Raw genomic sequence first — 24,975 nt, 5'->3', positions numbered from 1 at the left:
TCCGCTTGATCGTCGTTCACCCGGTTGATCGTCGTTCACGACCCGAAATCCCAGCCGTCTCCGCGCTGGAACTCGCGGAGCAGCCGCCGCGCGACGTTGACGACGTGCGCCTCGTCCGGGCCGTCGTAGATCCGTCCGGCGCGGGCCGCCCGGTACATCCGGCTCAGCGGGGTGTCGTCGGTCAGCCCGGCCGCGCCGTGCACCTGAATGGCCCGGTCGATGACGTCGTGCAGCATCCGCGCCCCGACGACCTTGATCGCGCCGATCTCGACCCGCGCGTCCCGGCCCCGGTCGATCCTGCTCGCCGCGTCCAGGGTGAGGAGGCGGCACGACTGGATCTGCGCCCAGCTCTCGAACACGTGCCGCTGCATCAACTGCTGCTCGCCGAGCGGCGCGCCCCGCAGCGTCCGGGTGTTCAACCGGTCGCACATCAGCTCGAACGCCCGCTGCGCCTGGCCGAGCCAGCGCATGCAGTGGAAGATGCGCCCCGGGCCGAGCCGCTCCTGCGCGATCGCGAACCCGGCGCCGCGCTCGCCGAGCAGGTACCCGGCGGGAACGCGCACGTCGTCGAAGGTCAGCTCGTAGTGCCCGCTCGCGATGCCGAGCACGGGCGTCTCGCGGACGATCCGGTATCCGGGCGTGTCGGTCGGGACGACGATCAGCGAGAACGCGCGGTGCGGGGGCGCGTCGTCCGGCTCCGTCCGGCAGAGGACGGTGGTGAAGGCCGCGTCCCCGGCCCCGGTGATGAACCATTTCCGGCCGTTCAGGACCCATTCATCGCCGTCCATCCGCGCGGACGTCGTGAGCCGCGTCGGGTCGGACGACGCGACGTCCGGCTCGGTCATCGCGAAGCTCGGCCACACCCTTCCCTGGACGAGCGGGCCGAGGAACCGGTCGCGGCATTCGCCGGTCGCGTGGCGGCTGAGCATCAGCGAGTCCTGTAGCGTCCAGGTGCCGAGCGCGTACTGCCCGAAATCGGAGCGGCCCTGGATCTCGTTGACGTAGACGTAGTCGAGGAACGGCATTCCGCCGCCGCCGATCTCGGCCGGGTGTCCGAGCGCCCACAGCCCTTCCCGCTTGGCCTGGGCCTGCAATTCGGCGAGCAGTTCCCGGGACTCGTCGCTCCGGAAGTCCAGCGCGTGCTCGACGGGTTCGACGCGCTCGGTCAGGAACCGGTGCACGGCCTTCCGCACCGGCACCACGTGCTCGGGGACCGAGAACGCGCTCGTGGGCGGCGTCATTTCACCATCGACTTGTGCTCGCTGTGGTCGACGTCGTCCAGGGTGGCGGTGAGCAGGCGATGCGCCTCCGCAGGGTCGGCCTCGAAGCCGGGCGTGTCGACGCACAACTCGACCATGATGCCGTTCGGGTCGATGTAGTAAAGGGAGTGCAGGTAGTCGTGGTCCACTTCCATGTAGGGCTTGACTCCGGCGTCCTGCATTCGGGCCCGCACTTCGTCCACTTTTCCGGTGGTGACGTTGAAGGCGATGTGGTTCACCCAGCGGGGCAGGTTGTTGCCGGTGGATATCTCCGAGCTCCAGCCCTCCCGCTCCCCCGCCTCGTGGAGGTCGAAGAAGGCGATGCAACTGCCGTCGCCGGTGTCGTGGAAGGTGTGGCGGAAGAACCCGCCGTTGGGTCCCGCCGCGACCTCGGTGTGGACGAGCGGAAAGCCCATCAGGTCTTCGTAGAAACGCGTGGTCGCCTCAAGGTCGCGGCAAGCGTAGGCGACGTGGTGGATTCCGGGAGCGGGCACGGGCGTACCTCCAAGTCGAGAATGGGCCGGGCGCGGTTCAGCGGCGGCCGGTGAAATCGGGGTCTCGTCGTTCGGTGAAAGAGAGCAAGCCTTCGTGGAAGTCGGACGTGCCGTGCAGCAACGCCTGGTCGCTGGCCTCCTGGCGGAGCACGGCGTCCAGGTCGCGGGGACCGGCGGCGAGCATCGCCTTGGTGAAGCCCACCGCCAGCGGCGGTTGCGCCGCCGACCGGCGGGCGACGTCCATGGCGATCTCCAGGGCCTCGCCGGGCGCCGACCGGTAGTCGGCGAGGCCGATGTCGACGGCCTCGGTTCCGCGCACGGGTTCGTCCAGCAGGAGCATCCGGCGGGCCATGCCGTGGCCGACCCGCTGCGGCAGCGACCACAGCAGGCCCAGGTCGGCCATCAGGCCGAGGCGCGGGAAGGCGCAGCGGAGCGTCGCGTCCTCGGCGGCGACCACCAGGTCGCAGGCCAGCGCGAGGGACAGCCCCGCCCCGACCGCGTGTCCCTCCACCGCCGCGACCGCCGGTTTCGGGCCCGCCGCGAGCGTGCGGACCGTCCGGTGGAGCGCGAGCAGGTTGGCGTGGGTCCCGGCGACGGTCGCGTTTTGCAGGACGGCGAGGTCGACCCCGGCGCAGAACGTCCCGGCCGAGCCGGTGAGGACGAACGCGCGGACGCCTGGATCGGCGATCCCTTCGTCCAGCCGGTCCTGCAACGCGGCCATGGATTCGAGGGTGAAGGCGTTCCGCTTCGCCGGACGGTCGAGCGTGAGGATCCGGACGGCGTCCACGTCCTCGACCAGCACCGCCGTCGTATCGCCCGTCATACCGCCGTCCAGCCGCCGTCGACGGAGAGCGTGCTGCCGGTGACATAGCTGGACGCGTCCGACAGCAGGTAGACGAGCGCGCCGTCCAGTTCGTCGGCGCGCCCGCCCCGGCCCATGGGAATGGTGCGGCGGATATAGGCGCGGCCCTCGTCGGTGGAGAACAGCTCCTGGCTCATCTCCGACTCGAAATAGCCGGGCGCGATGGCGTTCACGCGCACGCCCGTCCGCGCCCATTGCGAGGCCAGTTCGCGGGTGAGGTTGACGGCCCCTGCCTTGCTGGCGCAATAGCCCGCGTGCGGGATCCGCTTCGAGCCGACCAGTCCTAGCGCGGACGCGATGTTGACGATGCTGCCCCTGCCCTGCTCGACCATTGCCAGCCCGGCGTATCGAGCGCAGGTGTAGAGCCCGACGAGGTTGACGTCCAGAAGGCGGCGGAAATCCTCGGTGGTCTCCTCAGCGACGGTTTTCACATGGGTCGTTCCCGCGTTGTTGACAAGGGCGTCCAAGCGCCCCGTCCACTCCTGGGCACGGGTGATGAGGGCGCGCACGTCGTCTTCCACCGTCACGTCGGCCGTCACCGGCAGGACGCGGTCTTCGCCCAGCTCACGCGCCAGTTCTTCGAGCTCCGCGGTGCGCCGCGCAGCGGCGACCACGCGGGCGCCGCGCCCGGCCAGGCACCGGACGAACCGCCTCCCCAGCCCGGACGAGGCGCCGGTCACGACCACCCCTCGCCCGGTGAGATCGAACAGATCGGGCTCCGCCACGCGATGCTCCATTTCCTGGTTCACGCGCCGTCCGCCTGAGCGCCGCTGCCGAGATAGGCGGCGAGGACGTCGGGATTCGCGCCGATCTCGGCGGGCGTTCCCACCGCGACGAGCCGTCCGAAGTCCAGGACGGCGATCCGGTCGCAGATGTCCATGACCACGCCCATGTTGTGCTCGATCAGCACCACCGTGAGACCGAGCCGCTCATTGGCGTCGAGAATGGCGGAAACCATCGACTCGACCTCGTCGTGAGTCATTCCGGCGACCGGCTCGTCCAGCAAGAGCACGTCGGGCTCGGCGGCCAATGCGCGGCACAGTTCGACCTGGCGCTGCGTGCCGCCGGGAAGCTCGCCCACCCGCGTGTCGCGGAGCGCGCCGAGGCCGAACATCTCCAGCACTTCCTCGGCCTTCGCCCGGCTCTCGCGTTCCTCGCGCGCGGCCCAGCCGTACCAGAGCATGCCGCGCAGGACGCCGACGCGCTGCTTGCTGATGCGCCCGAGCAGCACGCTGTCGAGCACGGTCATGGTGGGGAAGGACTCGACGTTCTGGAACGTCCGGCCGATGCCGAGCGCGTTGATGCGGTCCGGCCGCGCGCCGCGGATCTCCCGGCAGCGGTGCCGGATCGACCCCTGCTGCGGCCGGTAGACGCCCGACACGCAGTTGAACAGGGACGACTTGCCCGCGCCGTTCGGCCCGATGATCCCGAAGACCTCGCCCTCGCGGACATCGAGCGAGACGCCGTCCAGGGACCTGACCCCGCTGAAGTTCAGGGTGACGTCCGCGAGTTCGAGGACCGTGGTGGCGGTCATCGGCCCGTCCTCTCCGCCGTCCGCCGGGCGCGGCGGCCGCTCATGTCCTGTCCGCCCAGGTAGTAGTGGGCGACGCGCTCGTCCCCGGCCAGTTCGGCGGCCGGGCCGCCGAACATGACGCGCCCGCCCTCCAGCACGTAGCCGTACTCGGCGATCCGGAAGGCCAGCAGCGCGTTCTGCTCGACCAGCAGGACCGTGGTGCCCTTCGCGTTGATCGCCTGGACGACCCGGCTGATCTCCTCCACGATGCGGGGCGCGAGGCCGAGGCTCGGCTCGTCCAGGACGAGGAGGCGCGGCTGCGTCATCAGCGCCCGCCCGATCGCGAGCATCTGCTGCTCGCCGCCGGACAGGAACCCGGCCCGCTGCCCGAGCCGCTGCCGCAGGACGCCGAACAGGTCGAGGATCTCCTCGAACGTCGCGTGCCGCCGCGAGTCGTCGCGGCGCAGGGTGTGCGCGCCGGTCAGCAGGTTCTCCCGGACGGTGAGGTTCGGGAACACCTGCCGCCCTTCGAGCACCTGCGCGAGGCCGCGCCGGACGACGGCGGACGCGTCCGCGCCCGTGATGGCGTCGCCGTCCAGCGTGACCCGGCCCTTGTGGATCACGCCCTGATGGGCCTTGAGCAGGCCGGACACCGCGCGCAGCAGCGACGTCTTCCCGGCCCCGTTCGGCCCGACCAGCGCGACGATCTGCCCGGCGGGCACCGTCAGCGACACCTCCGACAGGACGAGGCCGCCCGTCCGGTAGCCCACGGTGAGCCCATCGACGGCGAGGCCCGCCGCCGCCGATACATCCTTCTCAGGCATGTGACCGCCCCTTCCGGCGCACCGCCGCGACGACCCGCTCGGAGATCCCGGCGACCCCGCGCGGCTCGAAGACCAGCACCGCGACGACGGCGAGCCCGTACAGGCAGTTCGCGAGGACGTCCACCGACACCCCGCCGCCCGCCGACGGCGTCGTGCTGATCCCCGGGACGACCTTCGCGATCAGCGTCACCACCTGCGGGATCGCGGTCACGAACACCGCGCCCGCGATCGCCCCGCGCAGCGACCCGACGCCGCCGATGATGATCATCGCGAGGTACTCGACCGACAGCATCAGGTCCCACTGGTCGGGGATCGCGTACGTCTGGTACGAGACGAGCAGCGCCCCGGCGATCCCCGCGTACCCGGCCGCGACCGCGAACGCCGCGCTCTTCATCCGCGCGACCGGGACGCCGACGACGCCTGCGGTCAGGTCCCGGTCGCGGATGGCCGCGAAGCCGCGGCCGGTCCGCGTCCGGCTCAGGTTGCGGGCCGCGATCGCCGCCACCGCGAGGACGGCGCAGGCCAGGTAGAAGAACTGCTGGTCGCCGGTCAGCATGAACGGGCCCGCGATCACGTCGTCCAGCAGGTCGTGGCCGAACAGGACGACCGGCTGCGCGGCCCGCCCCTTCGAGCCGCCGGTGACGCCGTCCCAGAGGTCCCACAGGTACTCGGCGACGAACAGGACCGCGAGCGTGACGACCGCGAGGTACAGCCCGCGCAGCCGCGCCGCGAACGGGACGACGAGCAGCCCCACCGCCGCGCTGACCAGCCCCGCCGTGGGCAGCCACACCCAGATCGGCAGGCCCTTGTCGGCGCCCAGCCAGATCGCGGTGTAGCCGCCCGCCGCGACGAACGCGGAGTGCCCGAGCGACACCTGCCCGGCGAGCCCGGTCAGGACGTGCAGCCCGAGCGCGGCGATCGCGGAGACCGCCGCGAACACGGCGATCGCCTGCCACTGCGGCGTGCTGACCAGCGGGACGGCCAGCAGCGCGACGATCACGATGATGTGCGCGGCACGGGACGTCCACCCGGAGCGGGCCGGGCCCGGCCCGGCGACGACGCCCTCGCCCGGAGGCGCGTTCACGACCGACGCCATCAGATCCGCTCCGCCTCGTGGTGCCCGAACAGCCCGGACGGCCGCAGCGTCAGCACCAGCAGCATCGCCACGTACGGCAGGACGACGTGCACGCCCCCGTACTCGGCGAGGTAACCGGAGCCGAGCACGAGCAGCAGCCCGACGCTCATCCCGCCGACGACTGCGCCGGCCAGCGAGCCGAACCCGCCGATGACGAGCGCGGGCAGCGCGCCGAGCGCGGTGTCGACCATGTCCGGGGAGACGCGGCGCGGGAACGCGCCGAGGAACACCCCGGCCGCCACCGCCAGCACCCCGGCGATCCCCCACGAGATCGTCTGGACCCAGCGCATGTTGATGCCCTGCGCGAGCGCCGCCTCGTGGTGGTCGGCGGCGGCGCGCAGCGCGAGGCCGTACCGGGTCCGCTGGAAGAACAGGTAGAGCACCGCCAGCAGGACGAGCGACACGGTGATGATCCACACGCCCGTCCAGGGGAGGGCGACGCCGCCGACGCGCAGGACGCCGCGTCCCATCGGCCCCTCGGTGGACCCGCGCGGGTTGACGCCCCACGCCATCGCGACCACCGCCTGGCCCATCACCGACAGGCCGAGCGTCGCCATGATCACGACGTAGAGGGAGCGTCCGGCGAGCCGCCGCAGGATGATCTTCTCGCACACGATCGCGAGCGCCGCCATGCACACGAGCGCGACCAGGACGCCCCAGCCGAACCCGTGCGGGACGAGCGCCGCGACGATGTACGCGCTGATCATCACGAACACCGGGTGCGCGAAGTTGAACACGCCGGAGCTCTTGAACACCATGACGAAGCCCAGGCCGATCAGCGCGTAGACGCAGCCGAGGGCCATGCCCTGGAAGGTGAGCTGGAGGAAGTTGTCCATGATCGCCTCGGTGCCCGTCAGCTCTGCGCGCCGTCGGCGAGCTTCCACCGCGACGCGAGGTCGGTCGTGCCGAAGCCGGTGACCGGCGCCAGCACCCCGCTCTTCACGTCGATCTGGTTGACCCGGGTCTCGCGGGACGGGATGCGGGAGTCGGCGTCGCCCGTCCCGTACTCGAGGTCGGGGCTGAGCCCGTCCGTCGTGACGGTCAGCCCGGACATCGCGGCCACGACGCCCTTCTGCGTGAGGTCCTTCTCCTTGCACGCCTTCTCCAGCGCGGCGACCGCGACGGAGGCGTCGACCCAGCCCGCGATGACGAGCTGGTCCGGCTTCGTGCCGGGCGCGACCTTCTCGACGTTCTGCTTCACCTCGGCCATCGCCGGGACGTTCTCGGTGTAGAGGACGCTGCTCGTCACCACGTGCAGCTTGTCGAGCAGGCGGCCGAGCTGCGGCGCGAGACTCGACTCGTAGCCGGAGTCGACCGTCAGCCACTGCGGCGCGAAGTCGAGCTGGGACGCCTGGCTGAGGATCGGCGCGGTCTTCGAGGCGATGCCGTGGATCCAGACGCTCTCGGCGCCCGCCTTCTTCATCTTCAGGACCTGCGCGGTGAAGTCCTCGGCCTTGACGTCGTACCCGGCCTCGGCGACGACCTTGACGTCCGGGTCGTTCTTCGCGACGAACCGGACCGCGTTGCGGCCCTCCTGGCCGAACGCGTCGTCCTGGTAGATGACGCCGACCTTGAGCTTGCCGTCCGACCCGGCCTGCTCCTTCTTCGCCCAGTCCAGCCCGTTGATCACATACATCGGGAACGGGGTGGTGAACAGGTAGACGTTCTCCAGCTTGATCACTTCGGCGGCGCTGGTCGCGGCGAGCGTGGCGATGTCGTCGCGGGCGATCTGCTGGCTCAGCCCGTAGATGCTCGTCGCGCCGAGCAGCTGCCCGATCATGACGATGTCCTTGACGTTCGCGCGGTACGCCTGGACGGCGACGGCCGGGTCGTACTTGGTGTCGGCGCGGACCGAGGTGAGCTTGCGCCCGCAGACGCCGCCCGCCGCGTTCGCCTTCGCGAGCCGGGCGTCGAAGCCCGCGGCGCCCGCGATGGCCCCGGCGGCGACGGGCCCGGTGTAGCCGTTGAAGAGGCCGATCTTGATCTGGTCGTCGGTGACTCCGGCGTCGACCCGCACGCCGTCCTTGCTCGTGGACGTGCCCGCGTTGGCGCAGCCGCCGACGAGCGCGGCGGCGACCACCACGGAGATGCAGGCGAATCGTGTTTTCAAGGCGGTACCTCGTCAATCGCGCTGAAGGCTGCCAGGGGGGTGGAATGTGATGCTGACCTCAGGTTCGCTTAGCTTTTATGAATCTGAGGTCAGTGTCAAGAGTTGGCCGGGCGCTCTTCGCGGGAACCGGCGCCGGCCGGCGGGCTCGCGGCGCGCCGGTGCGCGGCGCGCCGGGCCAGGGTCGCGGCGACGCCGACGAGGACCACGGCCAGCAGGAGGAACGTGACGCGGAGATCGAGCGCGCCGATCCCGGCGAGATGGTCGATCGAGACGCGTCCGGGCCCGGTGAAGAGCAGGCCGAGGGCGGCGGCCGCGAACAGGACCGGCAGTTCGACGCCCTTCCGGCTCTCCCACAGCCCGTTCGGGACGTGCAGCGAGCAGGCCACTAGCATCACGCCGACGGCGGTCGCCGCGGCGGCGGGAGTGGCGAGCCCGGCGACCAGCGCCAGCCCGCACCCGGTCTCCAGGGTCGCGGCGACGGCCGCCATGAGCCGTCCCGGACGGAACCCGCCCTTGTCGAACGCCTGTGAAGTCGCGGCCAGTCCGGCCCCGCCGAGCAGCCCGAACTTCTGGAGTCCGTGACCGGCGAGGTAGAGCCCGAAGACGAGCCGGAGCGCGAGCAGCCCGAGATCGGCCGACGTGCCGGTCATGTCAGGCGCGCCGTCGTCCAGGCGACGACCAGGTCGGCCAACTCGGCGCGGGCCGCACCGCCGTCTCCCTCGCGACGGAAGTAGTGGTCGCCCTCGATGACGTGGGACTCCTTGTCCGCCGAGCCGAGGGCGCCCAGGATCGCGTCGGCGTCGCTGGGGAAGACGCCCGTGTCCATGTCGGCGTTCACGACGAGGGACGGTTCCTTGATGCGGGCGAGATGCGGCGTAGCGCGGGTCTGGGAATCGTCCAGGCTCCAAAGGTTGAGCCAGGTCCGCAGGGTGCAACTGGCCGCGATGCCGAAGACGGACGCGTTGGCGCGGGCCGGGTCACCGGCGTAGCAGGAGTTGGGCTTGCGCTTGGTGGGCTCGATGGTGGCGTCCACCATGCGGGGGTCGGCCCACGTGCGGTGGACGTTGAACATCCGGTCGCGGAAGCCCGCCTCCCGCAGTCGGACGAGTTCGTCGCTCACCCATTGCGTGATGCGGTGGTTGCGCGCCGTCTGAGCCTCACGGTAGCGGGTGAGGAACTCGTCCGAGTACGGCGCCGGGTTGCCGGGGTCGAACAGGCTCAGCGCCGGGTCTGTCGAGGTGGGGTCGGACTCGTCCACGACCGACGGGTCCATCCAGGCCGTGAGCACCTCGGGACGCCCCAGGTGCGCCGCCGTCGAGACGTACGCGGACGCCGCCGGGAGGTCGTCCACCCCGCGCGCGGGACGCATCCCGTCCAGGGGCGTGACGTTGGGCTCCGTGGCCTGCGACTGGTAGGCCGCCATCAGCGACCCGCCGCCCGAGTTGCCCAGCAGGACGACGTGCTCGACGCCCGCCTCCTCCCGCAGCCACCGGACGCCCCGGCCGATGTCGACGAGCGCGTGGTCGAGCAGGAAATGGCTCTCGGCCCCCCGGAACCGGGTGTTCCAGCCGAGGAATCCGAGCCCGCGCTCGGCGACGAAGTCGGCGAGGTAGTGCTCGGAGAAGTCGACCGAGTAGTGCGTCGCGATCAACGCGATCTTCGGGGACCGGCCGGACGGGCGGTGGTACACCCCCTGACACGGGTGTCCCCCGGCGCCGGCACGGGCGGCCGTGGGGGAGTCGAGGCCGACGAAGAGGCGCTCCACCGCCATGGTGATCTCCCAAATATAAATCTGACGTTGGATTCGGACCCTAGCTGGCGGCAAAAGGGATGTCCATACGTCGACCTGGGGAGATCAAAGCCGGGCCGTCCGCGACGACCCGGCGTTCGGAGGGTGCTCAGTCCTCGTCGGCGCGCCAGTAGATCGCGCGGTACCAGATCTCGGCGAGGGTGCGGACGGCCGCCTCGTCGTCGATGTCGGCGTCCTCCCCCGCCCCGGCGAGGAGGTCGTAGCAGAACTGGTTGAGCATCGCGACGATCGCGCGGGCGGTGAGCTCGGGGTCGGCGCCGGGGCAGTAGCCCTCGCGCTGCGCGCGGCGGACGCCGTCCGCGATGCTCTGCACGGCGTCGTCGCACAGTTCGCGCCAGTGCCCGGCGAACTCGTCGTTGATCATGGCGAGCTGGAAGACGCCGACCATCTCGGCGAGCCGCTCGCGGTAGGTCTCCCAGTGGGCGCGCGCCGACTCCTGGACGCGCTCGCGGTGCGGGACCCCGTGCTTGTACGCGGCGAGGGCGCGGCCCTTGGCCTCCGCGCGGAAGTCGTCCGCCCAGTGGGCGAGCAGGTCCTCCTTGGAGTCGTAGTAGTTGTAGAAGGAGGCGGGCGAGCGCCCGGCCTCCTGCGCTATGTCCGCGACCGTCATCGAGAGGAAGCCCTTGCGGGCGATGATCCGGCGGGCCGCGGCCTCGATGGCGGCGAGCGTCTTGCGCCCGCGCTGCGTCGGACGGGGGGTCTGCACCTTCTCCACACCTGAACCTAACATCGCGGGGCAGATATGAATCTGATGTTAGCATCGAATATTATCCCTGGACCCCCGAGGAGCTGATCATGGGTAACGAGGAGCCGGTCTTCCGCGTCCGCGGTTTCAACCACGTCGCGCTCGTCTGCTCGGACATGCGGCGCACCGTCGACTTCTACGGCGGCGTCCTCGGCCTGCCGCTGATCAAGACCATCGACCTGCCGGACGGCATGGGCCAGCACTTCTTCTTCGACGCGGGCGGCGGCAACTCGCTCGCGTTCTTCTGGTTCCCCGACTCCCCCGAGGCCGCGCCCGGCGTCGCCGCGCCGGTGGCCGTGCCCGGCTTCGGCGAGTGGATCAGCGCGATCGGCTCGCTCAACCACGTGGCGTTCGACGTCCCGGCCGACAAGTTCGAGGAGTACCGGGCGCGGCTCAAGGCGCGGGGCGTCAAGGTCGCGCCGATCGTCAACCACGACGACAGCGAGACGCAGGTCGCCGAGCACATGCACCCCGGCGTCTACGTCCGCTCGTTCTACTTCCAGGACCCGGACGGCATCCTGCTGGAGTTCGCGTGCTGGCTGCGCGAGTTCACGCCGGAGGACGTCCGGCACGCGCCCCGCACCGCCGCCGACCGGCACGCGCCCATCTCCTGAGCCGGGGTCACAGCCCGCAGTCGAAGTCCGACGTGCCGGGGTTGGCGTCGGCGAGCCGGTTGAGCGCGTCGGCCATCCGGCGCAGGTCGGCGGGGCTCACGTGGTCGGCGAAGTACGTCGCGACGACGGCGTCGACCACTGGGTGGGAGGCTTCGAGCGCCCGCCGCCCCGCCGGGGCCAACTCCGCCCAGGTCGCCCGCCGGTCGGACGCGGACAGGCTGCGCCGCACCCACCCGTTCTTGCTCTCCAGCTTCGTGACGAGCCGCGTCGCGCCGCTGCGGGAGATCATCAACTCTTCGGCGAGCGCGGCCATCCGCAGCCGCCCGCCCGCGCGCTCCAGCGCCCCGAGCACCTCGCGCTCGAAGTAGGTCATCCCGGCCTTGTCCCGCAGCAGGTTGTTGAGGTGCGCGAACAGCAGCGAGTCGGCGCGGTACAGCGCGCGCCAGGCGGTGAGCTGGTCGTCCGTCGCGCGCGCGGACTCGGTCGTCATGGCCCCGGAGTTTAGTCGGCAACGATTGACGTGTGAATCGTCTCCGCATATCGTGCACGAGTCAACGATTCACGTGTCAACTGTTGGAGTGAGCGTGCGGATCGACGTGTACGCCGACGTGCTCTGCCCGTGGTGCTACATCGGGAAGCGGCGGCTCGCCGCCGCGCTCGAAGGGCTCGACGGGCGGGAATCCATCGACGTGCGGTGGCGCGCCTTCGAGCTCGGCCCCGACCTGCCACGCGTCCCCGGCCAGAGCGCCGCCGCGCAGATGGCCGACCCGTCGTGGTGGGGGGCGGAGGCGCCGTCCCGGATCGACCGGATCCGGGGGCTCGGCGCCGTCGAGGGGCTGAACCTCGACCTGCACCGCGCCCGGCCGGTGAACACCTTCGACGCGCACCGGCTGATCCAGTTCGGGTACGCCCGCGACCTGGGCGACGCGACCGCCGAGCGGCTCCTGCTCGCCTACCACTCCGAGGGCGCGGACATCGCGGACCACGGCGTCCTGGAGCGGCTGGGCGCGGAGGCCGGGCTGGACGCCGCCGAGGTCCGCGCCGTCCTGGCCGGTGACGCCCATGCCGACGACGTCAGAGCGGACGAGCGGCGGGCCGGTCAGTTGGGCGTCACCGGAGTGCCGTCGCTGGTGATCGACGGCGGGCGGCCGGTGCCGGGCGTCCAGGGCGCGCACGTCCTCCGGCAACTGTTCGCGGACGCGCTGCCCGCGTCGTCCCGCCCCTAGGAAGGTTCACCCATGGACATCGGCATCGGCCTCCCCGGCCACGGCCCCTGGACGGACGGCCGCCTCCTCGTCGAGTGGGCGCGCCGCGCGGAGGCGCGCGGCTTCGCCGGTCTCGCGACCAGCGACCGGCTGCTGTGGCCGACGCCCGAGCCGCTCACGGCACTGGCGGCCGCGGCCGGGGCGACGTCCCGGATCAAGCTGCTGACCAGCGTCGTGCTGGCCCCGCTGCGCACCAACCACCTGCTGTTCGCCAAGTCCGCGATCACGCTGGACCGGCTCGCGGGCCCGCACCGGCTGCGGCTCGGGCTCGTCGCCGGGTTCCGGCGGGACGACTTCACCGAGAGCGGCGTCGACTACGCGACGCGCGGCAAGCAGTTCACCGCCCTGCTCGACGAACTGGCGGCGGCCGGACGCGACGACACCCGGACCGGCCTGATCCCCGCCACGCCCGGCGGCCCGCAACTGCTGTTCGGCGGGACGTCGGCCGCGACCCTCGACCGCATCGCCGCCCGCGGCGCCGGCTGGGTCGCCGGGACCAGCTCGGTGGAGGACATCGCCGAGTTCACCCCGCGGCTCCGCGAAGCCTGGGACGCCGCCAGACGGACCGGCGCCCCGCGGGTCGTCGTCTCGGCGATGTTCGCGCTCGGCCCGAACGCCCGCGCAGCGGTGGCCGACGCGATCGGGCCCTACTACGCCTTCGCCGGGGCCGAGTGGGCCGAGCACGGGATCGCCACCGCGCTGACCACGCCCGAGCAGGTCCGCGAGGCCGTCGCCGACTTCCGCCGGGCGGGCTGCGACGAGCTGGTCTTCACCGGCAACGACCCCGACCCGGCCCAGGTGGACCTGCTCGCCGACGCGCTCTCCACCGAGCTCGGCGGCTAGGCGGCCAAGAACCGTTACCGAATTCATCGCGACGGACCGTGATCTAATACCTACTAATCAGGTAGGCAATTGGATATATTCAGGTCAGACGCCGATGCCGGAGCCCTGGAGGTCGAACGATGAGCGTCACCGACGAACTGATCGCCAACGCCGAGCGCTACGCGGCCGAGCACGACAAGGGCGACCTGCCGCTGCCCCCGGCGAAGGGCGTCGCCGTGCTGGCCTGCATGGACGCGCGTCTCAACCCCTACGGCCTGCTCGGCCTGAGCGAGGGCGACGCGCACGTCATCCGGAACGCGGGCGGCGTCGTGACCGCCGACGAGCGGCGCAGCCTCGCGATCAGCCAGCGGCTCCTCGGCACGACCGAGATCATCCTGATCCACCACACCGACTGCGGGATGCTGACGTTCACCGACGACGGTTTCCGGACGCAGATCCAGGAGGAGACCGGCGTGAAGCCCGACTGGGCGGCGGAGGCGTTCGAGGACCTCGACACCGACGTCCGCCAGTCCATCGCCCGGATCAAGGCCGACCGGTTCATCCCGCACACCGACCAGGTCAGGGGCTTCGTCTACGACGTGAAGACGGGCCGCCTCCGCGAAGTCCTTCCCTAGGGGCCGCGAACGGCCGCCGGGTCCAGCACGGGCACGGCCTTCAGCAGGCTCCGCGTGTAGGCGTGCGCCGGGGAGTCGAAGACCGTGTCCGTGTCGGCCAGCTCGACGATCCGGCCGTCCCGCATGACCGCGACCCGGTCGCTGACCTGGCGGACGACGGCCAGGTCGTGCGAGACGAAGATCAGCGTCAGGTCGAGCTCGTCCTGGAGGTCGGCGAGCAGCGTCAGGATCGCGGCCTGCGTCGAGACGTCGAGGGCCGTGACCGGCTCGTCGCAGACCAGCAGGCGCGGGCGCAGCGCCAGCGCGCGGGCGATCCCGATCCGCTGCCGCTGCCCGCCGGAGAACTCGTGCGGGTGGTCGTCGTAGCGCGCCGGGTCCAGCCCGACGCGGGCGAGCAGCGCGCGGGCGGCCTTCGCCGGGGCGGGCTCGCCCTGGACGCGCAGCGGGTCGGCGACGCTCTCCCCCACCGGGCGGCGCGGGTTCAGCGACGACCCCGGGTCCTGGAAGACCATCTGGAGGTCGCGGCGCAGCCGCCGCAGCCGCCGCTCCGGCATGCCGGACAGGTCGTGCCCGTCGAACTCGATCTTGCCGGACGTCGGTTCCAGCAGCCGCACGACCAGCCGCGCCAGGGTGCTCTTGCCCGAGCCCGACTCGCCCACGACGCCCAGGGTCTCGCCGCGCCGGACGTCGAACGTGACGCCGTCCACGGCCGGGATCGTCCGGCGGCGCAGCGGCGGCCCGGACACGAAGTCGCGCCGCAGGTCCGTCACGCGCAGCAGCGGTTCGCCGCGCCGGGCCGGACGCGCCGGGCGCGGCGAGTCGATCCTCGGCACCGCCGCCAGCAGCTCGCGCGTGTAGGAGGCCTTCGGCTCGCGGAGCACCTCGCTCACCGGGCCGTGCTCGACCGCCTCGCCCCCGTGCAGCACCAGCACCTCGTCGGCGCTTCCGGCGATCACCCCGAAGTCGTGGCTGACCAGCAGCAGCGCCATCCCGGTCTCGGCGCGCAGGTCGGTCAGCAGGGCGAGGATCTGCGCCTGGACGGTCACGTCGAGCGCGGTCGTGGGCTCGTCCGCGACGAGGACGCGCGGTTCCAGCGCGAGCGCCATCGCGATCAGCGCGCGCTGCCGCATGCCGCCGGAGAACTCGTGCGGGTGGGCGCGGGCGCGGCGCTCGGCGTCCGGGACGCCGACCCGGTCGAGCACCTCGACCGCCTTGGCCCGCGCCGCCTTGCGGGACGCGCCCGTGTGCACGCGGTAGACCTCCGCGATCTGGTCGCCGACGCGCAGGTACGGGTCGAGGGACGAAAGCGGGTCCTGGAAGACCATCGCGATCCGGCCGCCGCGCAGCCGCCGCAGCTCCGGCTCGGGGGCGGTGCGGACGTCCGTCCCGGCGACGGTGATCTCGCCGGTGACGTCCGCGCCCTCGGTCAGCCGGAGCAGCGACGCGGCGAGGGTGCTCTTGCCGGAGCCCGACTCGCCGACGACGCCGAGGGCGCGGCCCGGCGCGAGGTCGAACGAGACGCCCTTGACGGCCTCGAACCCGCCGTAGGACACGCGCAGGTCGCGCACCCGCAGGACGGCGCTCACGCGGGCCTCGCCCGCGGGTCGGCCGCCGCGTGCAGCAGGTCGGCGACGGTGTTGGCGAGGACGACGACCGTCCCCGCGAGCACGGTCACCCCGACCACGACCGGCAGGTCGACCGAGTTGACCGACTCGACGGTGAGCTTGCCGACGCCGGGCAGCCCGAACATCGTCTCGGTGAGCACGGCGGCCGTCATGACCTGCGCGACCTCCACGGCGGTGAGGGTGACGAGCGGGGCCAGCGCGCCGCGCAGCGCGTGCCGCCCGATCACCTGGCGCTCCCGCAGCCCGTAGGCGCGGAAGGTGCGGACGTGGTCCTCGACGAGCGTCTCCAGCGCGCCCGCGCGGGTGATGCGCGCGTAGACCGCCGCCTGGATGAGGGCGAGCGCGAGCCACGGCAGGACGAGGTTCCGCGCCCACTCCCCCGGGTTCCGCGTCAGCGACACGTACGCCGGGAACGGCAGCCATTGCAGATAGGCGCAGAACACCAGCAGCAGGACGAGCCCGATGAGGAAGACGGGCGTCGAGTATCCGAGCAGGGTCACGGCGGTCAGGATCCGTTCGGCGGGACGTCCCCGGCGCAGCGCGGACAGCAGCCCCGCCGAGACGCCGAGCAGCAGCGCCATCGCCTCCGCGCCGAACGCGAGGGACGCCGACACGGGCAGCCGTTCCATCAGCATCGCGGTGACGGGCTGGTCGGTCTGGAAGGAGTATCCGAGGCACGGCGCGGCGCAGTGGTCGACGTCCGGGCCCGCCGAATAGTCGCGGCCCACGACGAGACCTTCGAGGAAATGCCAGTACTGGACGTAGATGGGGTCGTCCAGGCCGAGTTTCTGCTGGGTCTGGGCGAGGCGCTCGGCGTTGCAGCCGCGTCCGCAGGCGAGCACGGCCGGGTCGCCGGGCGTCAGGTAGAACAGCGCGTACACGATCGCGGAGAGCGCGAGCAGGACGACGACGGCGGCGCCCACCCGGCGCAGCAGGAACCAGATCATGACCGGCCGCCCCACCGCGGGTCCATCGCCCGGCGCACCCCTTCGGCGAGGACGGTGCAGGCCAGCAGCGTCAGGAACAGCAGCCCGCCCGGGACGATCACATACGTCGGGTCGGCCCTGAACCAGGTCGTCGCGGTGGACAGCATCTGCCCCCAGGACGGCGTCGGCGGCCGCACGCCCGCGCCGAGGAACGACAGCCCCGCCTCGCTGACCATGTTGAGCGGCACCTTGAGCGCGGCGAGCACCAGCAGCGGCGCGGTCAGCCCCGGCAGCACCTCCCGGACGGCGATCCGGCTCGGCCGCGCGCCGCTCATCCGGGCAGCGTCCACGTAGTCGCGGCGGCGCAGCGACAATGCCTGGCTGCGCGTGACGCGGGCGACGTTCCCCCAGCTCACGGCCGTGATGACGCAGGCGAGCAGGAGCGGCCGCGGCATCGACTGCGGGACGATCGCCATCAGCGCCAGCGCCAGCAGGAACGACGGGAACGCCAGCGACAGCTCGATCAACCGGCTGAGGACGGCGTCGGCCCGGCGTCCGCCGAACCCGGCGCCGAGCCCGACCGCGATGCCGACCAGCAGCTCCAGCACGGTCGCGCCCAGCGCGACGCCGAGCGAGACGCGGGCGCCGTGCACGACGCGCGCGAACACGTCCCGGCCGGTGGCGGGTTCGACGCCGAGCCAGTGGTCCGCGCTGACACCGCCGAACGAGCCGTGCGGCACGCCGCCGCGCGCCGAGTCGAGCAGGTCGCTGTGGAACGTCGTCGGGTCCTGCCCTTCGATCGCGCACAGCAGCGGCGCGGCGAGCGCGACCGCGACCATCAGCACGACGGTCGCGAGCCCGGCCATCGCGGGACGGTCCGCGCGCAACCGCCGCCACACCTGCCGTCCCCGGGGCGGAGCGTCCCGAACCGGCTCCGCCCCGGGGGCGACGTCCGTCTCCAGCACCGTCACGGCCGGAGGGTCACTTCACCGAGACCGCGGCCACGTCGTACCAGCCGCGCCATTGGTCGACGTAGGCGTTCTTGACGTCCTTGCCGTACAGCGCGACGGCCTTCGGGTGGTACAGCGGGACGATCAGCGCCTTCTTCCCGATCTCGGCGTCCAGCGCGCCCCACCGCGGCGCGGCGGCGGCCGGGTCGGTCAGCTCGCTGATCGCGTCGATCTCCTTGTTGACGGCCGGGTCGTCGAGCTGCGCGAGGTTGAAGTTGCCGCCGTCGCGCAGGATCTGCCGGCCGTCGAAGATCGGGATGAGGAACGGGCCTCCCGCCGGCCAGTCCGCGCCCCACGACTGGAGGGTGAGCGGCGGCTGGGTCGCGGGCTTGCCGATGACCGTGCGGTAGTCCTCCTCGCCGAGCGGCTTCTGCTTGACGGTGACGCCCGCCTGCTTGAGCGCGTCCTGTACCGCCGCCGCGACCTTCGGGCCGTAGCCCTCGGCGTCGGAGTTCGGGAAGGCCAGCTCGACCGTCAGGCCGTTCGCGTGCCCGGCCTGCGCGAGCAGCTCCTTCGCCTTGCCCGGATTCCCCGTCTGACCCGCCGGGAAATGGTCGTACGGCTGCTGGCCGAACGCCTTGCCCTCGGGCAGGAACGTCGTCGCGGGGGTGGCGAGCGCGCTGCCGCCGACCGCGTTGACGACCGACTGCCGGTTGATCGCGTACGCGAACGCCTGCCGCACGCGCGGGTCGTCGAACGGCTTCTTCGTCGCGTCGAAGGCGAGGTACTTCGTCTCGCCGAAGACGCCGCGCGCCACGCGCTTCGCGAGGTTCGGGTCGCTGCCGAGCTGCGCGAGCTGCTCGGGGCCGACGGTCGCGTCCGTGGTGATCGCCTTGGCGTCCGCGCCCGCGCCGCTCACCAGCCGCTGGTTGATGACCGTCTTGTCGAGGCCCGAGGTGACCTCGATGCGGTCTGGGCAGGCGAGGCGCTGGTTGTCCAGCGTCCGCGACCAGTTCGGGTTGCGGGTGAGGATCAGCTTCCGGCCCGGCTCGTACTTGTCCACCCTGTACGGGCCGCTGGAGACGGGCGCGTTCTTGTACTTGGTGCCGGTGTCCTTGGCCTTCGGCACCGGGGCGAACTGGGTCGCGGTCGCCAGGTAGGAGAAGTCGCCGTGCGGCTGCCGCAGTTTGAACACGATCGTCTTCGGGTCGGGCGTCTCGATCGACTTCAGGTCGCCGCCGCCGTTGTACGGGCCCTTGTAGGAGCCGCCGCCGACCAGCCAGTCGTGCAGGTAGGGGGCGCCGCCGGGCAGGTCGGGCGAGAACGAGCGCTCGATGCCGTACTTGACGTCGGCGGACGTGATGGGCGTGCCGTCGTCGAACCGCAGGCCGTCCTTGAGCGTGAACTTCCAGGTCTTGGCGTTGTCGCTGGGCGTGCCGAGGTCGGTGGCGAGGTCGGGGACGGGCTTCGTCCCCGCCTCGCCCGCGACGCGCTGGCGGGTGGTCAGCGTCCGGTAGACGAGGGTCGGCAGCGCGCCGCCGCCCGACGTGTAGAGGCGGGCGGGGTCGAACTCGTCCAGGCCGCCCTGGTTGAGGACGGTGAGCGTCCCGCCCTGGCACGTCCCGGGGTCGAACGCGGACGTTCCGCCGCCGTCCGATCCGCCGCCGCACGCCGCCGCGCCCGTCGCGATCGCGAGCGACGCGGCGCCGAGCAGGACGACCGTTCTCTTCACCATGGGGGGAGCCTCTTCTCCGGTCTTGTTTCTGGACGGTCAGGACGGGTCAGGACGGGTAGGGCAGCAGTTCGGCGGCGACCTTCTCCCAGGCCGAGCGCAGCTCGGCGAACAGGCCGGGGTTGTGGGCCGCGAGGTTGGCGCGCTCGCGCGGGTCGTCGACGAGGTTGTGGAGCGTCTCGCCGGACGACGTGCGCAGGTACTTCCAGTCGCCGCGGCGCAGGGCGCGCTCCTGCCTCGTCCGCCAGAACAGGTCGTGCTTCGGCGGGCGGGCGCCGTCGAGGAGGTAGGGCAGGAGGCTGCGGCCGTCGAGCGCATGCGCGGCGCCCGGCTTCACGCCCACGGCCTCCAGCAGCGTCGCCGTCCAGTCGTGGGTGATGACGGGCACGTGGCTGACCTGGCCGCCGCGGATCGCGGCGGGCCAGCGCAGGATGTTCGGGACGCGGATGCCGCCCTCGTTCAGCCCGCCCTTCCCGCCCGACAGCGGCCACTGGTACGACCAGCGCTCGCCGCCGTTGTCGCTGCTGAACAGGACGATCGTGTTCTTCTCCTGGCCGCTCGCGCGCAGCGCGGCGAGGACGCGCCCGATCCCGGCGTCCAAGGCCTCGACCATCTTGCGGTAGGTGTCGAGCGAGCCGCCGTCGTCGTGCCACAGCGCGCGGGAGTCGCCCGCCTTGGCCCGCGCGGTGATGCGGGCGCTCACGTCCCGGTCGCCGGGCGCCTCCCACGGCCAGTGCGGCGCGGTGAAGTTGAGGTTCAGCAGCCACGGGCGGCCGTGGTCGCGCCGGACGAACGCGGCGGCCCGGTCGGCGATCGTGTCGGTGTAGTAGTCGAGCGACTCGACCGGCACCTCGCCCTCGTAGAGGTCGGCGGTGGTGCCCGAGACCTTGGAGTAGTAGTCCACGGCGCCGGACAGGTTGCCGAAGAAGGTGTCCCAGCCGGACTTGATCGGGCTGTACCAGGGCAGGAAGCCGCAGTGCCACTTGCCGAACATCGCGGTGGCGTAGCCGGCGGACTTGAGCAGGGACGCGAGCGTCGGGTGCTCGGGCGGGATGCCCACGAGCTCGTCCGGTCGCGCGATCGGCTCTTCGAGGCCGCCGCGCAGGCGTCCCGGGTAGCGGCCGGTGTAGAGCGCGAAACGGGTGGGCGAGCAGACGGCGGCGGCGGAGTACGCCTGGGTGAAGCGCAGGCCCTGGCGGGCGAGGCGGTCCAGGTTCGGCGTCCGGATGTTCGGTGAGCCGTAGCTGCTGAGGTCCGCCCAGCCGAGGTCGTCGCCGAGGATGACCAGGACGTTCGGGCGCGCCGGACGCCGCCCGCCGGGCGCGGCCCGGAACTCCCGCTCCGCCGTCTTGGTCGCCGCCTCGGCCGTCCCGCCGGGCAGCGCCGCGCTCGCGGCGAGCCCGCCCGCGACCGCCGCCCCGGCCCCGGCCAGTTCCCGCCTGCTCAGCCCGCCGCCCTGGGGCCCGCGTCCGTCCGCCATCCGTGTGCCTCTTCTCGATATCAAGTAAATCCGACTGGAATAGTATGGAATCTGGCGGTCTTCGTCCATACCCAGGTCGAGCCCAGGTCAGGACGCGGACACTCCGTTCGGGACGCATTACAGAACGTCCACATCAGGGTTTCCGGACAGTGTGATCTGTGTAACCTTCGAACCCGTCCGCGTGCGGTGCCCGCAAAGGACATATTCCCTGGTAAATCGGTAGGTTTTACATGTTTTGTCTGCCACCGAGGACGTCTCCGCAGGTCGAGCGGGCTTTTCCGGGGGCTTCACAGCGGCCGGTCCGGTGTGCATCCTGGACCACATGAACGCGACGGCGGCACTGGTGGCGAGGCGCCACATCGACCTGCTTCGCGTGTGCAGCGCGTCCTGTTGACCCGCACCTCCGCAGCTCGCGGCCGCTGACCGGCCGCCCATCCCCCCTTGTCACCGGCATCGGCGCCGGACGACCCCTGCCCTGCCGGACGATCCCTGCCCGCCGGACGACCCCCGCCCGCCGGACGACTCCGCCTGCCGGACGACTTCCGCCCTTTGCCGGACGACCCCTGCCCTTCTTCCCTCGCACCTCCGGAGGTGACGCATGTCCGCCGACCTGCTCGACCCGCCCCGTTCCGCCCTTCCCGACCTCGCCGAACCGGCGCCCGCCGCGCGTTCCGGCCCGGCCGCCGTACTGGCCGCCGCGCTCGGGCCGCTGCGCCGGGCCCGCAAGATCAGCGGGCTGGTCGCCGTCCTAGCGCTGTGGGAGATCGCCGCCCGCGCGGGCTGGCTCGGCAGCACGACGCCGCCGCTCAGCGACGTCGCCGCGCGCGGCTGGGAGATGGCGTCGTCCGGCGAGCTGTTCGAGAACCTCGGCGTCTCGCTGCTGCGCGTGCTGAAGGGGCTCGCGATCGGGCTGCCGCTCGGGCTGGTGCTCGGCCTGCTGTCCGGGCTGTTCCGGATCAGCGAGGACGTCATCGACGCGCCCGTCCAGGCCGTCCGGATGCTGCCGCACCTGGCGCTCGTCCCGCTGTTCATCATCTGGTTCGGGATCGGCGAGACGTCCAAGGTCGGGCTGATCGCGGTCGGCGTCGTGTTCCCGCTCTACATCAACGTGTTCCACGGGATCAGGGGCGTGGACGAGCGGCTCGTCGAGTCCGCGCGCACCTGCGGCCTCGGGCGGCTCGGGCTGGTGCGCAAGGTCGTGCTGCCGGGGGCGCTGCCGCAGATCCTCGTCGGGCTGCGGCTGTCGCTCGGCGTCGCGTGGCTGACGCTCGTCGTCGTCGAGCAGTCGGCGACCGCGAGCGGGATCGGCTTCGTCATCAACCAGGCCACCCAGTTCCTCCAGATGGACACGGTCTTCCTGGTGCTCGTCGTCTACGCCCTGCTCGGCGTGTCCACGGACCTGCTCGTCCGCCTCATCGAACGCCGTGCCCTGGCCTGGCGGCGGGGGCTGGTGGCCCGATGACCACGGCGGTGCGGAACGAGGTGCGGGTTCGCGGGTTGCGGCGGGTGTTCGGGGAGCGGGCCGTCCTGGACGGCGTGGACCTCGACATCGCGCCCGGCGAGTTCGTCGCGCTGCTCGGCGCGAGCGGCTCCGGCAAGAGCACGCTGCTGCGGGCGCTCGCCGGGCTGGACGGCGAGGGCGGCGGCGAGATCGACGTCCCGGACAAGCGCGCCGTCGTCTACCAGGAGCACCGGCTGCTCCCGTGGAGCCGGGTGTGGAACAACGTCGTCCTCGGACTGCAAGGCCGGGACCTGCGCAAACGCGCCGAGGCCGCGCTCGGCGAGGTCGGCCTCGCGGCGCACGCGGACGCCTGGCCGCTCACCCTGTCGGGCGGCGAGTCGCAGCGGGTCGCGCTCGCCCGCGCCCTCGTCCGGACGCCCGACCTGCTGCTGCTCGACGAGCCGTTCGGCGCGCTGGACGCGCTGACCAGGCTCACCGCCCAGGCGCTCGTCGCCGACCTGTGGGCCGAGCACCGGCCCGCCGTCCTGCTCGTCACCCACGACGTCGAGGAGGCGCTCCTGCTCGCCGACCGCGCGCTGCTGCTCGCGGACGGCCGGATCGCGCGGGAGTACGTCGTCGACCTTCCCCGGCCCCGGTCGCTGGACGACCCCCGGTTCATCGCGCTGCGGCGCGACCTGCTCGACGGGCTCGGCGTGCGCGCCGTCGCGACATCCCGAGCCGTCACTTCCAAGGAGGCACGATGACCGATCTGACCACCGATGTTTTCGTCGCGGGAGGCGGGCCCGCGGGTGCGTGGGCCGCGATCAAGGCGGCGGAGGCGGGCGCGAGCGTCGTCCTCGCCGACAAGGGCTACCTCGGGACGAGCGGCGCGACCGCGTCCGGCGGCACCGGCGTCTGGTACGTCGAGCCGCGGCCGGAGGACCGGGAGAAGGCGATGGCCAGCCGGGAGGGGCTCGGCGGCTACCTCGCCGACCGGGACTGGATGGCCCGTGTCCTCGACCAGACGTACGCGAACATGAACGAGCTGGCCGAGATCTCCAGGTACCCGTTCCCGGTGGACGCGGACGGACGCCAGATCCGGCGCGGCCTGCAAGGACCCGAGTACATGCGGCGGATGCGCGTGCGGGTGCGCCGCGCGGGCGTGCGCGTCCTCGACCACAGCCCGGTCACCGAGCTGCTCGCGGACGGCTCGGGCGCCGTCGCGGGAGCCGCCGGGCACCATCTGCGCGACGACCGCCCGTTCCAGGTCAAGGCCGGTGCGGTGGTGCTCGCGACCGGCGGCTGCGCGTTCCTCAGCAAGGCGCTCGGCTGCGACGTCAACACCGGCGACGGCGCGCTGTTCGCCGCCGAGGCGGGCGCCGAGCTGTCGGGGATGGAGTTCTCCAACGCCTACGCGATCGCCCCGGCGTTCACGTCCGTGACGAAGACGGCGTTCTACTCGTTCGCCACCTTCTACCACGCGGACGGGACGGTCCTGGAGGGCGCGGGCAGCCAGCGCGGCCGGTCGGTCATCGCGCGGACGCTGCTCACCGAGCCCGTCCTGTGCCGCATCGACCGGGCGACGCCGGAGGAGCAGCTCGCGATGCGGCTCGCGCAGGCGAACTTCTTCCTCCCGTTCGACCGGCAGGGCATCGACCCGTTCCACGACCTGTTCCCGGTGACGCTGCTCGCGGAGGGGACCGTGCGCGGCACCGGCGGCATCCGGATCACCGGGCCGGACTGCTCGACGACCGTCCCCGGCCTGTTCGCGGCGGGCGACGCCGCGACCCGCGAGCTGATCTGCGGCGGGTTCACCGGCGGCGGCAGCCACAACTCGGCGTGGGCGATGTCGTCCGGGACGTGGGCCGGGCAGGGCGCGGCGCGGCACGCGACGGCGCTCGGCGGACGGGCCGGACGCCGGTCCGTGCGGCCGCTCGGCGAGGCGGGCATCCGCCCGGCCGGACGTCCGGCCGGTGGGCACGCGGAGTACGTCGCCGCCGTCCAGGCGGAGGTGCTGCCGTACGAGAAGAACCTGCTGCGGCACGGCGACCGCCTCGCGCCGGCCCTGGAGTCCCTCGACGGGACGTGGCGCGACCTGCGCGAATCCCTCGTGGAGGACGGCGCCGGGGCGGTCCGGGCGCGGTCGGCCGCCGCGATGACCGCGCACGCCCGCTGGATGTACACCGCCGCCCTCGCGCGGACGGAGACCCGCGGCATGCACAAGCGCCAGGACCTGCCCGACCAGGACCCGGCGCAGCACCACCGCCTCGTCACCGGCGGCCTCGACGACGTCTGGACCCGCCCGGAGACCGCCGAAGCGGCCCCCGCCGCGCCCGCCGAGCAGGCCGCGCCCGCCGAGAAGGCACTGGCGGTGGCGTCGTGATCGAGATCGTTTCGCGGGAGCGGTGCATCGCCTGCGACAAGTGCATCGAGGTGTGCCCGACGAACGTGTTCGACCGGGGCGCCGACGGCATCCCGGTGATCGACCGGCAGAGCGACTGCCAGACCTGCTTCATGTGCGAGGCGTACTGCCCGGTCGACGCCCTGTTCGTCGACCCGCGCTCGCATCCGCTGCCCGAGCCGCCGGACGAGGCGGAACTCGCCGCGGACGGCCTGCTCGGCAGCTACCGCAAGCAGATCGGCTGGGGCCGGGGCCGCGTCCCCGGCGCCAAGCTCGCGGTCGGCCCGTCCCTGGACCGGGCCGCCCGCGCGCCCCTCACCTCCTGACACCCC

Annotated in this window: 26 protein-coding genes; 8 read left to right on the top strand and 18 right to left on the bottom strand. The window is 72.3% G+C overall.

The window, feature by feature from the left end; genetic code table 11:
• Positions 1–35: 35 nt before the first annotated feature.
• From FXF65_RS06090 to FXF65_RS06035, 12 genes are all read right to left on the bottom strand, one after another.
• Positions 36–1,241 (bottom strand): acyl-CoA dehydrogenase family protein, encoded by a 1,206-nt coding sequence (locus FXF65_RS06090; RefSeq protein ID WP_148348702.1) that lies wholly within the window; start codon positions 1,239–1,241, stop codon positions 36–38.
• Positions 1,238–1,753: a VOC family protein gene (locus tag FXF65_RS06085; RefSeq protein WP_187412118.1), complete on the bottom strand. Its 516-nt coding sequence runs from the start codon at positions 1,751–1,753 to the stop codon at positions 1,238–1,240. The genes FXF65_RS06090 and FXF65_RS06085 overlap by 4 nt, the downstream gene beginning before the upstream one ends.
• 37 nt (positions 1,754–1,790) lie before the next feature.
• A complete protein-coding gene (locus FXF65_RS06080) occupies positions 1,791–2,576 on the bottom strand; it encodes an enoyl-CoA hydratase/isomerase family protein (protein WP_148348700.1) in 786 nt (261 codons plus the stop codon).
• A complete protein-coding gene (locus FXF65_RS06075) occupies positions 2,573–3,340 on the bottom strand; it encodes an SDR family NAD(P)-dependent oxidoreductase (RefSeq protein WP_222868393.1) in 768 nt (255 codons plus the stop codon). Before FXF65_RS06075 ends, FXF65_RS06080 begins: the two co-directional genes overlap by 4 nt.
• A gap of 20 nt (positions 3,341–3,360) precedes the next feature.
• A complete protein-coding gene (locus FXF65_RS06070; protein ID WP_148348698.1) occupies positions 3,361–4,149 on the bottom strand; it encodes an ABC transporter ATP-binding protein in 789 nt (262 codons plus the stop codon).
• Positions 4,146–4,952 carry an ABC transporter ATP-binding protein gene (locus FXF65_RS06065; RefSeq protein ID WP_148348697.1) on the bottom strand — a complete coding sequence of 269 codons (807 nt, stop codon included), beginning with the start codon at positions 4,950–4,952 and terminating at the stop codon, positions 4,146–4,148. Before FXF65_RS06065 ends, FXF65_RS06070 begins: the two co-directional genes overlap by 4 nt.
• Complete coding sequence (locus FXF65_RS06060) at positions 4,945–6,048, bottom strand: branched-chain amino acid ABC transporter permease (RefSeq protein ID WP_148348696.1); 1,104 nt, start codon at positions 6,046–6,048, stop codon at positions 4,945–4,947. Before FXF65_RS06060 ends, FXF65_RS06065 begins: the two co-directional genes overlap by 8 nt.
• Positions 6,048–6,923 (bottom strand): branched-chain amino acid ABC transporter permease, encoded by an 876-nt coding sequence (locus tag FXF65_RS06055; protein ID WP_148348695.1) that lies wholly within the window; start codon positions 6,921–6,923, stop codon positions 6,048–6,050. Before FXF65_RS06055 ends, FXF65_RS06060 begins: the two co-directional genes overlap by 1 nt.
• A 17-nt stretch (positions 6,924–6,940) precedes the next feature.
• The gene (locus tag FXF65_RS06050; RefSeq protein ID WP_148348694.1) at positions 6,941–8,197 is read right to left on the bottom strand and encodes an ABC transporter substrate-binding protein; all 1,257 of its coding nucleotides are present in this window, start codon (positions 8,195–8,197) and stop codon (positions 6,941–6,943) included.
• Positions 8,198–8,292: 95 nt separating this feature from the next.
• Positions 8,293–8,847: a DoxX family protein gene (locus FXF65_RS06045; protein ID WP_148348693.1), complete on the bottom strand. Its 555-nt coding sequence runs from the start codon at positions 8,845–8,847 to the stop codon at positions 8,293–8,295.
• Positions 8,844–9,968 carry an alpha/beta hydrolase gene (locus FXF65_RS06040; protein ID WP_148348692.1) on the bottom strand — a complete coding sequence of 375 codons (1,125 nt, stop codon included), beginning with the start codon at positions 9,966–9,968 and terminating at the stop codon, positions 8,844–8,846. The genes FXF65_RS06045 and FXF65_RS06040 overlap by 4 nt, the downstream gene beginning before the upstream one ends.
• Before the next feature lie 127 nt (positions 9,969–10,095).
• Positions 10,096–10,722 carry a TetR/AcrR family transcriptional regulator gene (locus FXF65_RS06035; protein ID WP_222868392.1) on the bottom strand — a complete coding sequence of 209 codons (627 nt, stop codon included), beginning with the start codon at positions 10,720–10,722 and terminating at the stop codon, positions 10,096–10,098.
• Between the two features lie 80 nt (positions 10,723–10,802).
• On the opposite strand from FXF65_RS06035, the gene FXF65_RS06030 reads away from it, so the two are divergent.
• Positions 10,803–11,366: a VOC family protein gene (locus FXF65_RS06030; RefSeq protein WP_148348690.1), complete on the top strand. Its 564-nt coding sequence runs from the start codon at positions 10,803–10,805 to the stop codon at positions 11,364–11,366.
• 7 nt (positions 11,367–11,373) lie between these two features.
• Here the strand turns inward: FXF65_RS06030 and FXF65_RS06025 are convergent, their stop codons facing one another.
• A complete protein-coding gene (locus tag FXF65_RS06025; protein WP_148348689.1) occupies positions 11,374–11,856 on the bottom strand; it encodes a MarR family winged helix-turn-helix transcriptional regulator in 483 nt (160 codons plus the stop codon).
• An 88-nt stretch (positions 11,857–11,944) separates the two neighbouring features.
• On the opposite strand from FXF65_RS06025, the gene FXF65_RS06020 reads away from it, so the two are divergent.
• The 3 genes from FXF65_RS06020 to FXF65_RS06010 all read left to right on the top strand — a co-directional run bounded on the left by FXF65_RS06020 (position 11,945) and on the right by FXF65_RS06010 (position 14,088).
• Positions 11,945–12,592: a DsbA family oxidoreductase gene (locus FXF65_RS06020; RefSeq protein WP_246198380.1), complete on the top strand. Its 648-nt coding sequence runs from the start codon at positions 11,945–11,947 to the stop codon at positions 12,590–12,592.
• A gap of 12 nt (positions 12,593–12,604) precedes the next feature.
• Complete coding sequence (locus tag FXF65_RS06015; RefSeq protein ID WP_148348688.1) at positions 12,605–13,474, top strand: LLM class flavin-dependent oxidoreductase; 870 nt, start codon at positions 12,605–12,607, stop codon at positions 13,472–13,474.
• Positions 13,475–13,593: 119 nt separating this feature from the next.
• Positions 13,594–14,088 carry a beta-class carbonic anhydrase gene (locus FXF65_RS06010; protein ID WP_148348687.1) on the top strand — a complete coding sequence of 165 codons (495 nt, stop codon included), beginning with the start codon at positions 13,594–13,596 and terminating at the stop codon, positions 14,086–14,088.
• Here the strand turns inward: FXF65_RS06010 and FXF65_RS06005 are convergent.
• From FXF65_RS06005 to FXF65_RS05990, 5 genes are read right to left on the bottom strand one after another with little or no spacing between them, the layout of a single operon-like run.
• Positions 14,085–15,674, bottom strand: coding sequence for a dipeptide ABC transporter ATP-binding protein (locus tag FXF65_RS06005; protein WP_222868391.1), 1,590 nt, complete (start codon positions 15,672–15,674; stop codon positions 14,085–14,087). The genes FXF65_RS06010 and FXF65_RS06005 overlap by 4 nt on opposite strands.
• Positions 15,671–16,675: an ABC transporter permease gene (locus FXF65_RS44415; RefSeq protein WP_222868390.1), complete on the bottom strand. Its 1,005-nt coding sequence runs from the start codon at positions 16,673–16,675 to the stop codon at positions 15,671–15,673. The genes FXF65_RS06005 and FXF65_RS44415 overlap by 4 nt, the downstream gene beginning before the upstream one ends.
• Positions 16,657–17,610: an ABC transporter permease gene (locus tag FXF65_RS06000; protein ID WP_148348685.1), complete on the bottom strand. Its 954-nt coding sequence runs from the start codon at positions 17,608–17,610 to the stop codon at positions 16,657–16,659. The genes FXF65_RS44415 and FXF65_RS06000 overlap by 19 nt, the downstream gene beginning before the upstream one ends.
• 10 nt (positions 17,611–17,620) lie before the next feature.
• Positions 17,621–19,324, bottom strand: a complete 1,704-nt coding sequence (locus FXF65_RS05995) for an ABC transporter substrate-binding protein (protein WP_148348684.1) — start codon at positions 19,322–19,324, stop codon at positions 17,621–17,623.
• A gap of 46 nt (positions 19,325–19,370) precedes the next feature.
• The gene (locus FXF65_RS05990; RefSeq protein ID WP_148348683.1) at positions 19,371–20,801 is read right to left on the bottom strand and encodes a sulfatase family protein; all 1,431 of its coding nucleotides are present in this window, start codon (positions 20,799–20,801) and stop codon (positions 19,371–19,373) included.
• Positions 20,802–21,399: 598 nt separating this feature from the next.
• Between FXF65_RS05990 and FXF65_RS05985 the strand changes: the two genes are divergently transcribed.
• The 4 genes from FXF65_RS05985 to FXF65_RS05970 are packed head-to-tail and all read left to right on the top strand — an operon-like array spanning position 21,400 to position 24,969.
• Positions 21,400–22,263 (top strand): ABC transporter permease, encoded by an 864-nt coding sequence (locus FXF65_RS05985; protein ID WP_148348682.1) that lies wholly within the window; start codon positions 21,400–21,402, stop codon positions 22,261–22,263.
• On the top strand, positions 22,260–23,006 hold the full coding sequence (locus tag FXF65_RS05980) for an ABC transporter ATP-binding protein (RefSeq protein ID WP_148348681.1): 747 nt from the start codon (positions 22,260–22,262) through the stop codon (positions 23,004–23,006). Before FXF65_RS05985 ends, FXF65_RS05980 begins: the two co-directional genes overlap by 4 nt.
• A complete protein-coding gene (locus FXF65_RS05975; RefSeq protein WP_148348680.1) occupies positions 23,003–24,625 on the top strand; it encodes an FAD-dependent oxidoreductase in 1,623 nt (540 codons plus the stop codon). Before FXF65_RS05980 ends, FXF65_RS05975 begins: the two co-directional genes overlap by 4 nt.
• A complete protein-coding gene (locus FXF65_RS05970) occupies positions 24,622–24,969 on the top strand; it encodes a 4Fe-4S dicluster domain-containing protein (protein WP_148348679.1) in 348 nt (115 codons plus the stop codon). The genes FXF65_RS05975 and FXF65_RS05970 overlap by 4 nt, the downstream gene beginning before the upstream one ends.
• Positions 24,970–24,975: the final 6 nt, after the last annotated feature.

The sequence above is a fragment of the Actinomadura syzygii genome (assembly GCF_008085905.1).
In the GTDB taxonomy this organism is placed as follows: domain Bacteria; phylum Actinomycetota; class Actinomycetes; order Streptosporangiales; family Streptosporangiaceae; genus Spirillospora; species Spirillospora syzygii.
The sequence above is the reverse complement of the archived record's forward strand: the minus strand, read 5'-3'. Positions and strand labels throughout refer to the sequence as shown.

What these genes read in the sequence shown, in the direction of transcription:
- FXF65_RS06090 (WP_148348702.1), bottom strand. Translation starts at nt 1,241, where the DNA reads ATGACGCCGCCCACGAGCGCGTTCTCGGTCCCCGAGCACGTGGTGCCG.
- FXF65_RS06080 (WP_148348700.1), bottom strand. Translation starts at nt 2,576, where the DNA reads ATGACGGGCGATACGACGGCGGTGCTGGTCGAGGACGTGGACGCCGTC.
- FXF65_RS06070 (WP_148348698.1), bottom strand. Translation starts at nt 4,149, where the DNA reads ATGACCGCCACCACGGTCCTCGAACTCGCGGACGTCACCCTGAACTTC.
- FXF65_RS06065 (WP_148348697.1), bottom strand. Translation starts at nt 4,952, where the DNA reads ATGCCTGAGAAGGATGTATCGGCGGCGGCGGGCCTCGCCGTCGATGGG.
- FXF65_RS06060 (WP_148348696.1), bottom strand. Translation starts at nt 6,048, where the DNA reads ATGGCGTCGGTCGTGAACGCGCCTCCGGGCGAGGGCGTCGTCGCCGGG.
- FXF65_RS06055 (WP_148348695.1), bottom strand. Translation starts at nt 6,923, where the DNA reads ATGGACAACTTCCTCCAGCTCACCTTCCAGGGCATGGCCCTCGGCTGC.
- FXF65_RS06045 (WP_148348693.1), bottom strand. Translation starts at nt 8,847, where the DNA reads ATGACCGGCACGTCGGCCGATCTCGGGCTGCTCGCGCTCCGGCTCGTC.
- FXF65_RS06040 (WP_148348692.1), bottom strand. Translation starts at nt 9,968, where the DNA reads ATGGCGGTGGAGCGCCTCTTCGTCGGCCTCGACTCCCCCACGGCCGCC.
- FXF65_RS06030 (WP_148348690.1), top strand. Translation starts at nt 10,803, where the DNA reads ATGGGTAACGAGGAGCCGGTCTTCCGCGTCCGCGGTTTCAACCACGTC.
- FXF65_RS06025 (WP_148348689.1), bottom strand. Translation starts at nt 11,856, where the DNA reads ATGACGACCGAGTCCGCGCGCGCGACGGACGACCAGCTCACCGCCTGG.
- FXF65_RS06015 (WP_148348688.1), top strand. Translation starts at nt 12,605, where the DNA reads ATGGACATCGGCATCGGCCTCCCCGGCCACGGCCCCTGGACGGACGGC.
- FXF65_RS06010 (WP_148348687.1), top strand. Translation starts at nt 13,594, where the DNA reads ATGAGCGTCACCGACGAACTGATCGCCAACGCCGAGCGCTACGCGGCC.
- FXF65_RS05995 (WP_148348684.1), bottom strand. Translation starts at nt 19,324, where the DNA reads ATGGTGAAGAGAACGGTCGTCCTGCTCGGCGCCGCGTCGCTCGCGATC.
- FXF65_RS05990 (WP_148348683.1), bottom strand. Translation starts at nt 20,801, where the DNA reads ATGGCGGACGGACGCGGGCCCCAGGGCGGCGGGCTGAGCAGGCGGGAA.
- FXF65_RS05985 (WP_148348682.1), top strand. Translation starts at nt 21,400, where the DNA reads ATGTCCGCCGACCTGCTCGACCCGCCCCGTTCCGCCCTTCCCGACCTC.
- FXF65_RS05980 (WP_148348681.1), top strand. Translation starts at nt 22,260, where the DNA reads ATGACCACGGCGGTGCGGAACGAGGTGCGGGTTCGCGGGTTGCGGCGG.
- FXF65_RS05975 (WP_148348680.1), top strand. Translation starts at nt 23,003, where the DNA reads ATGACCGATCTGACCACCGATGTTTTCGTCGCGGGAGGCGGGCCCGCG.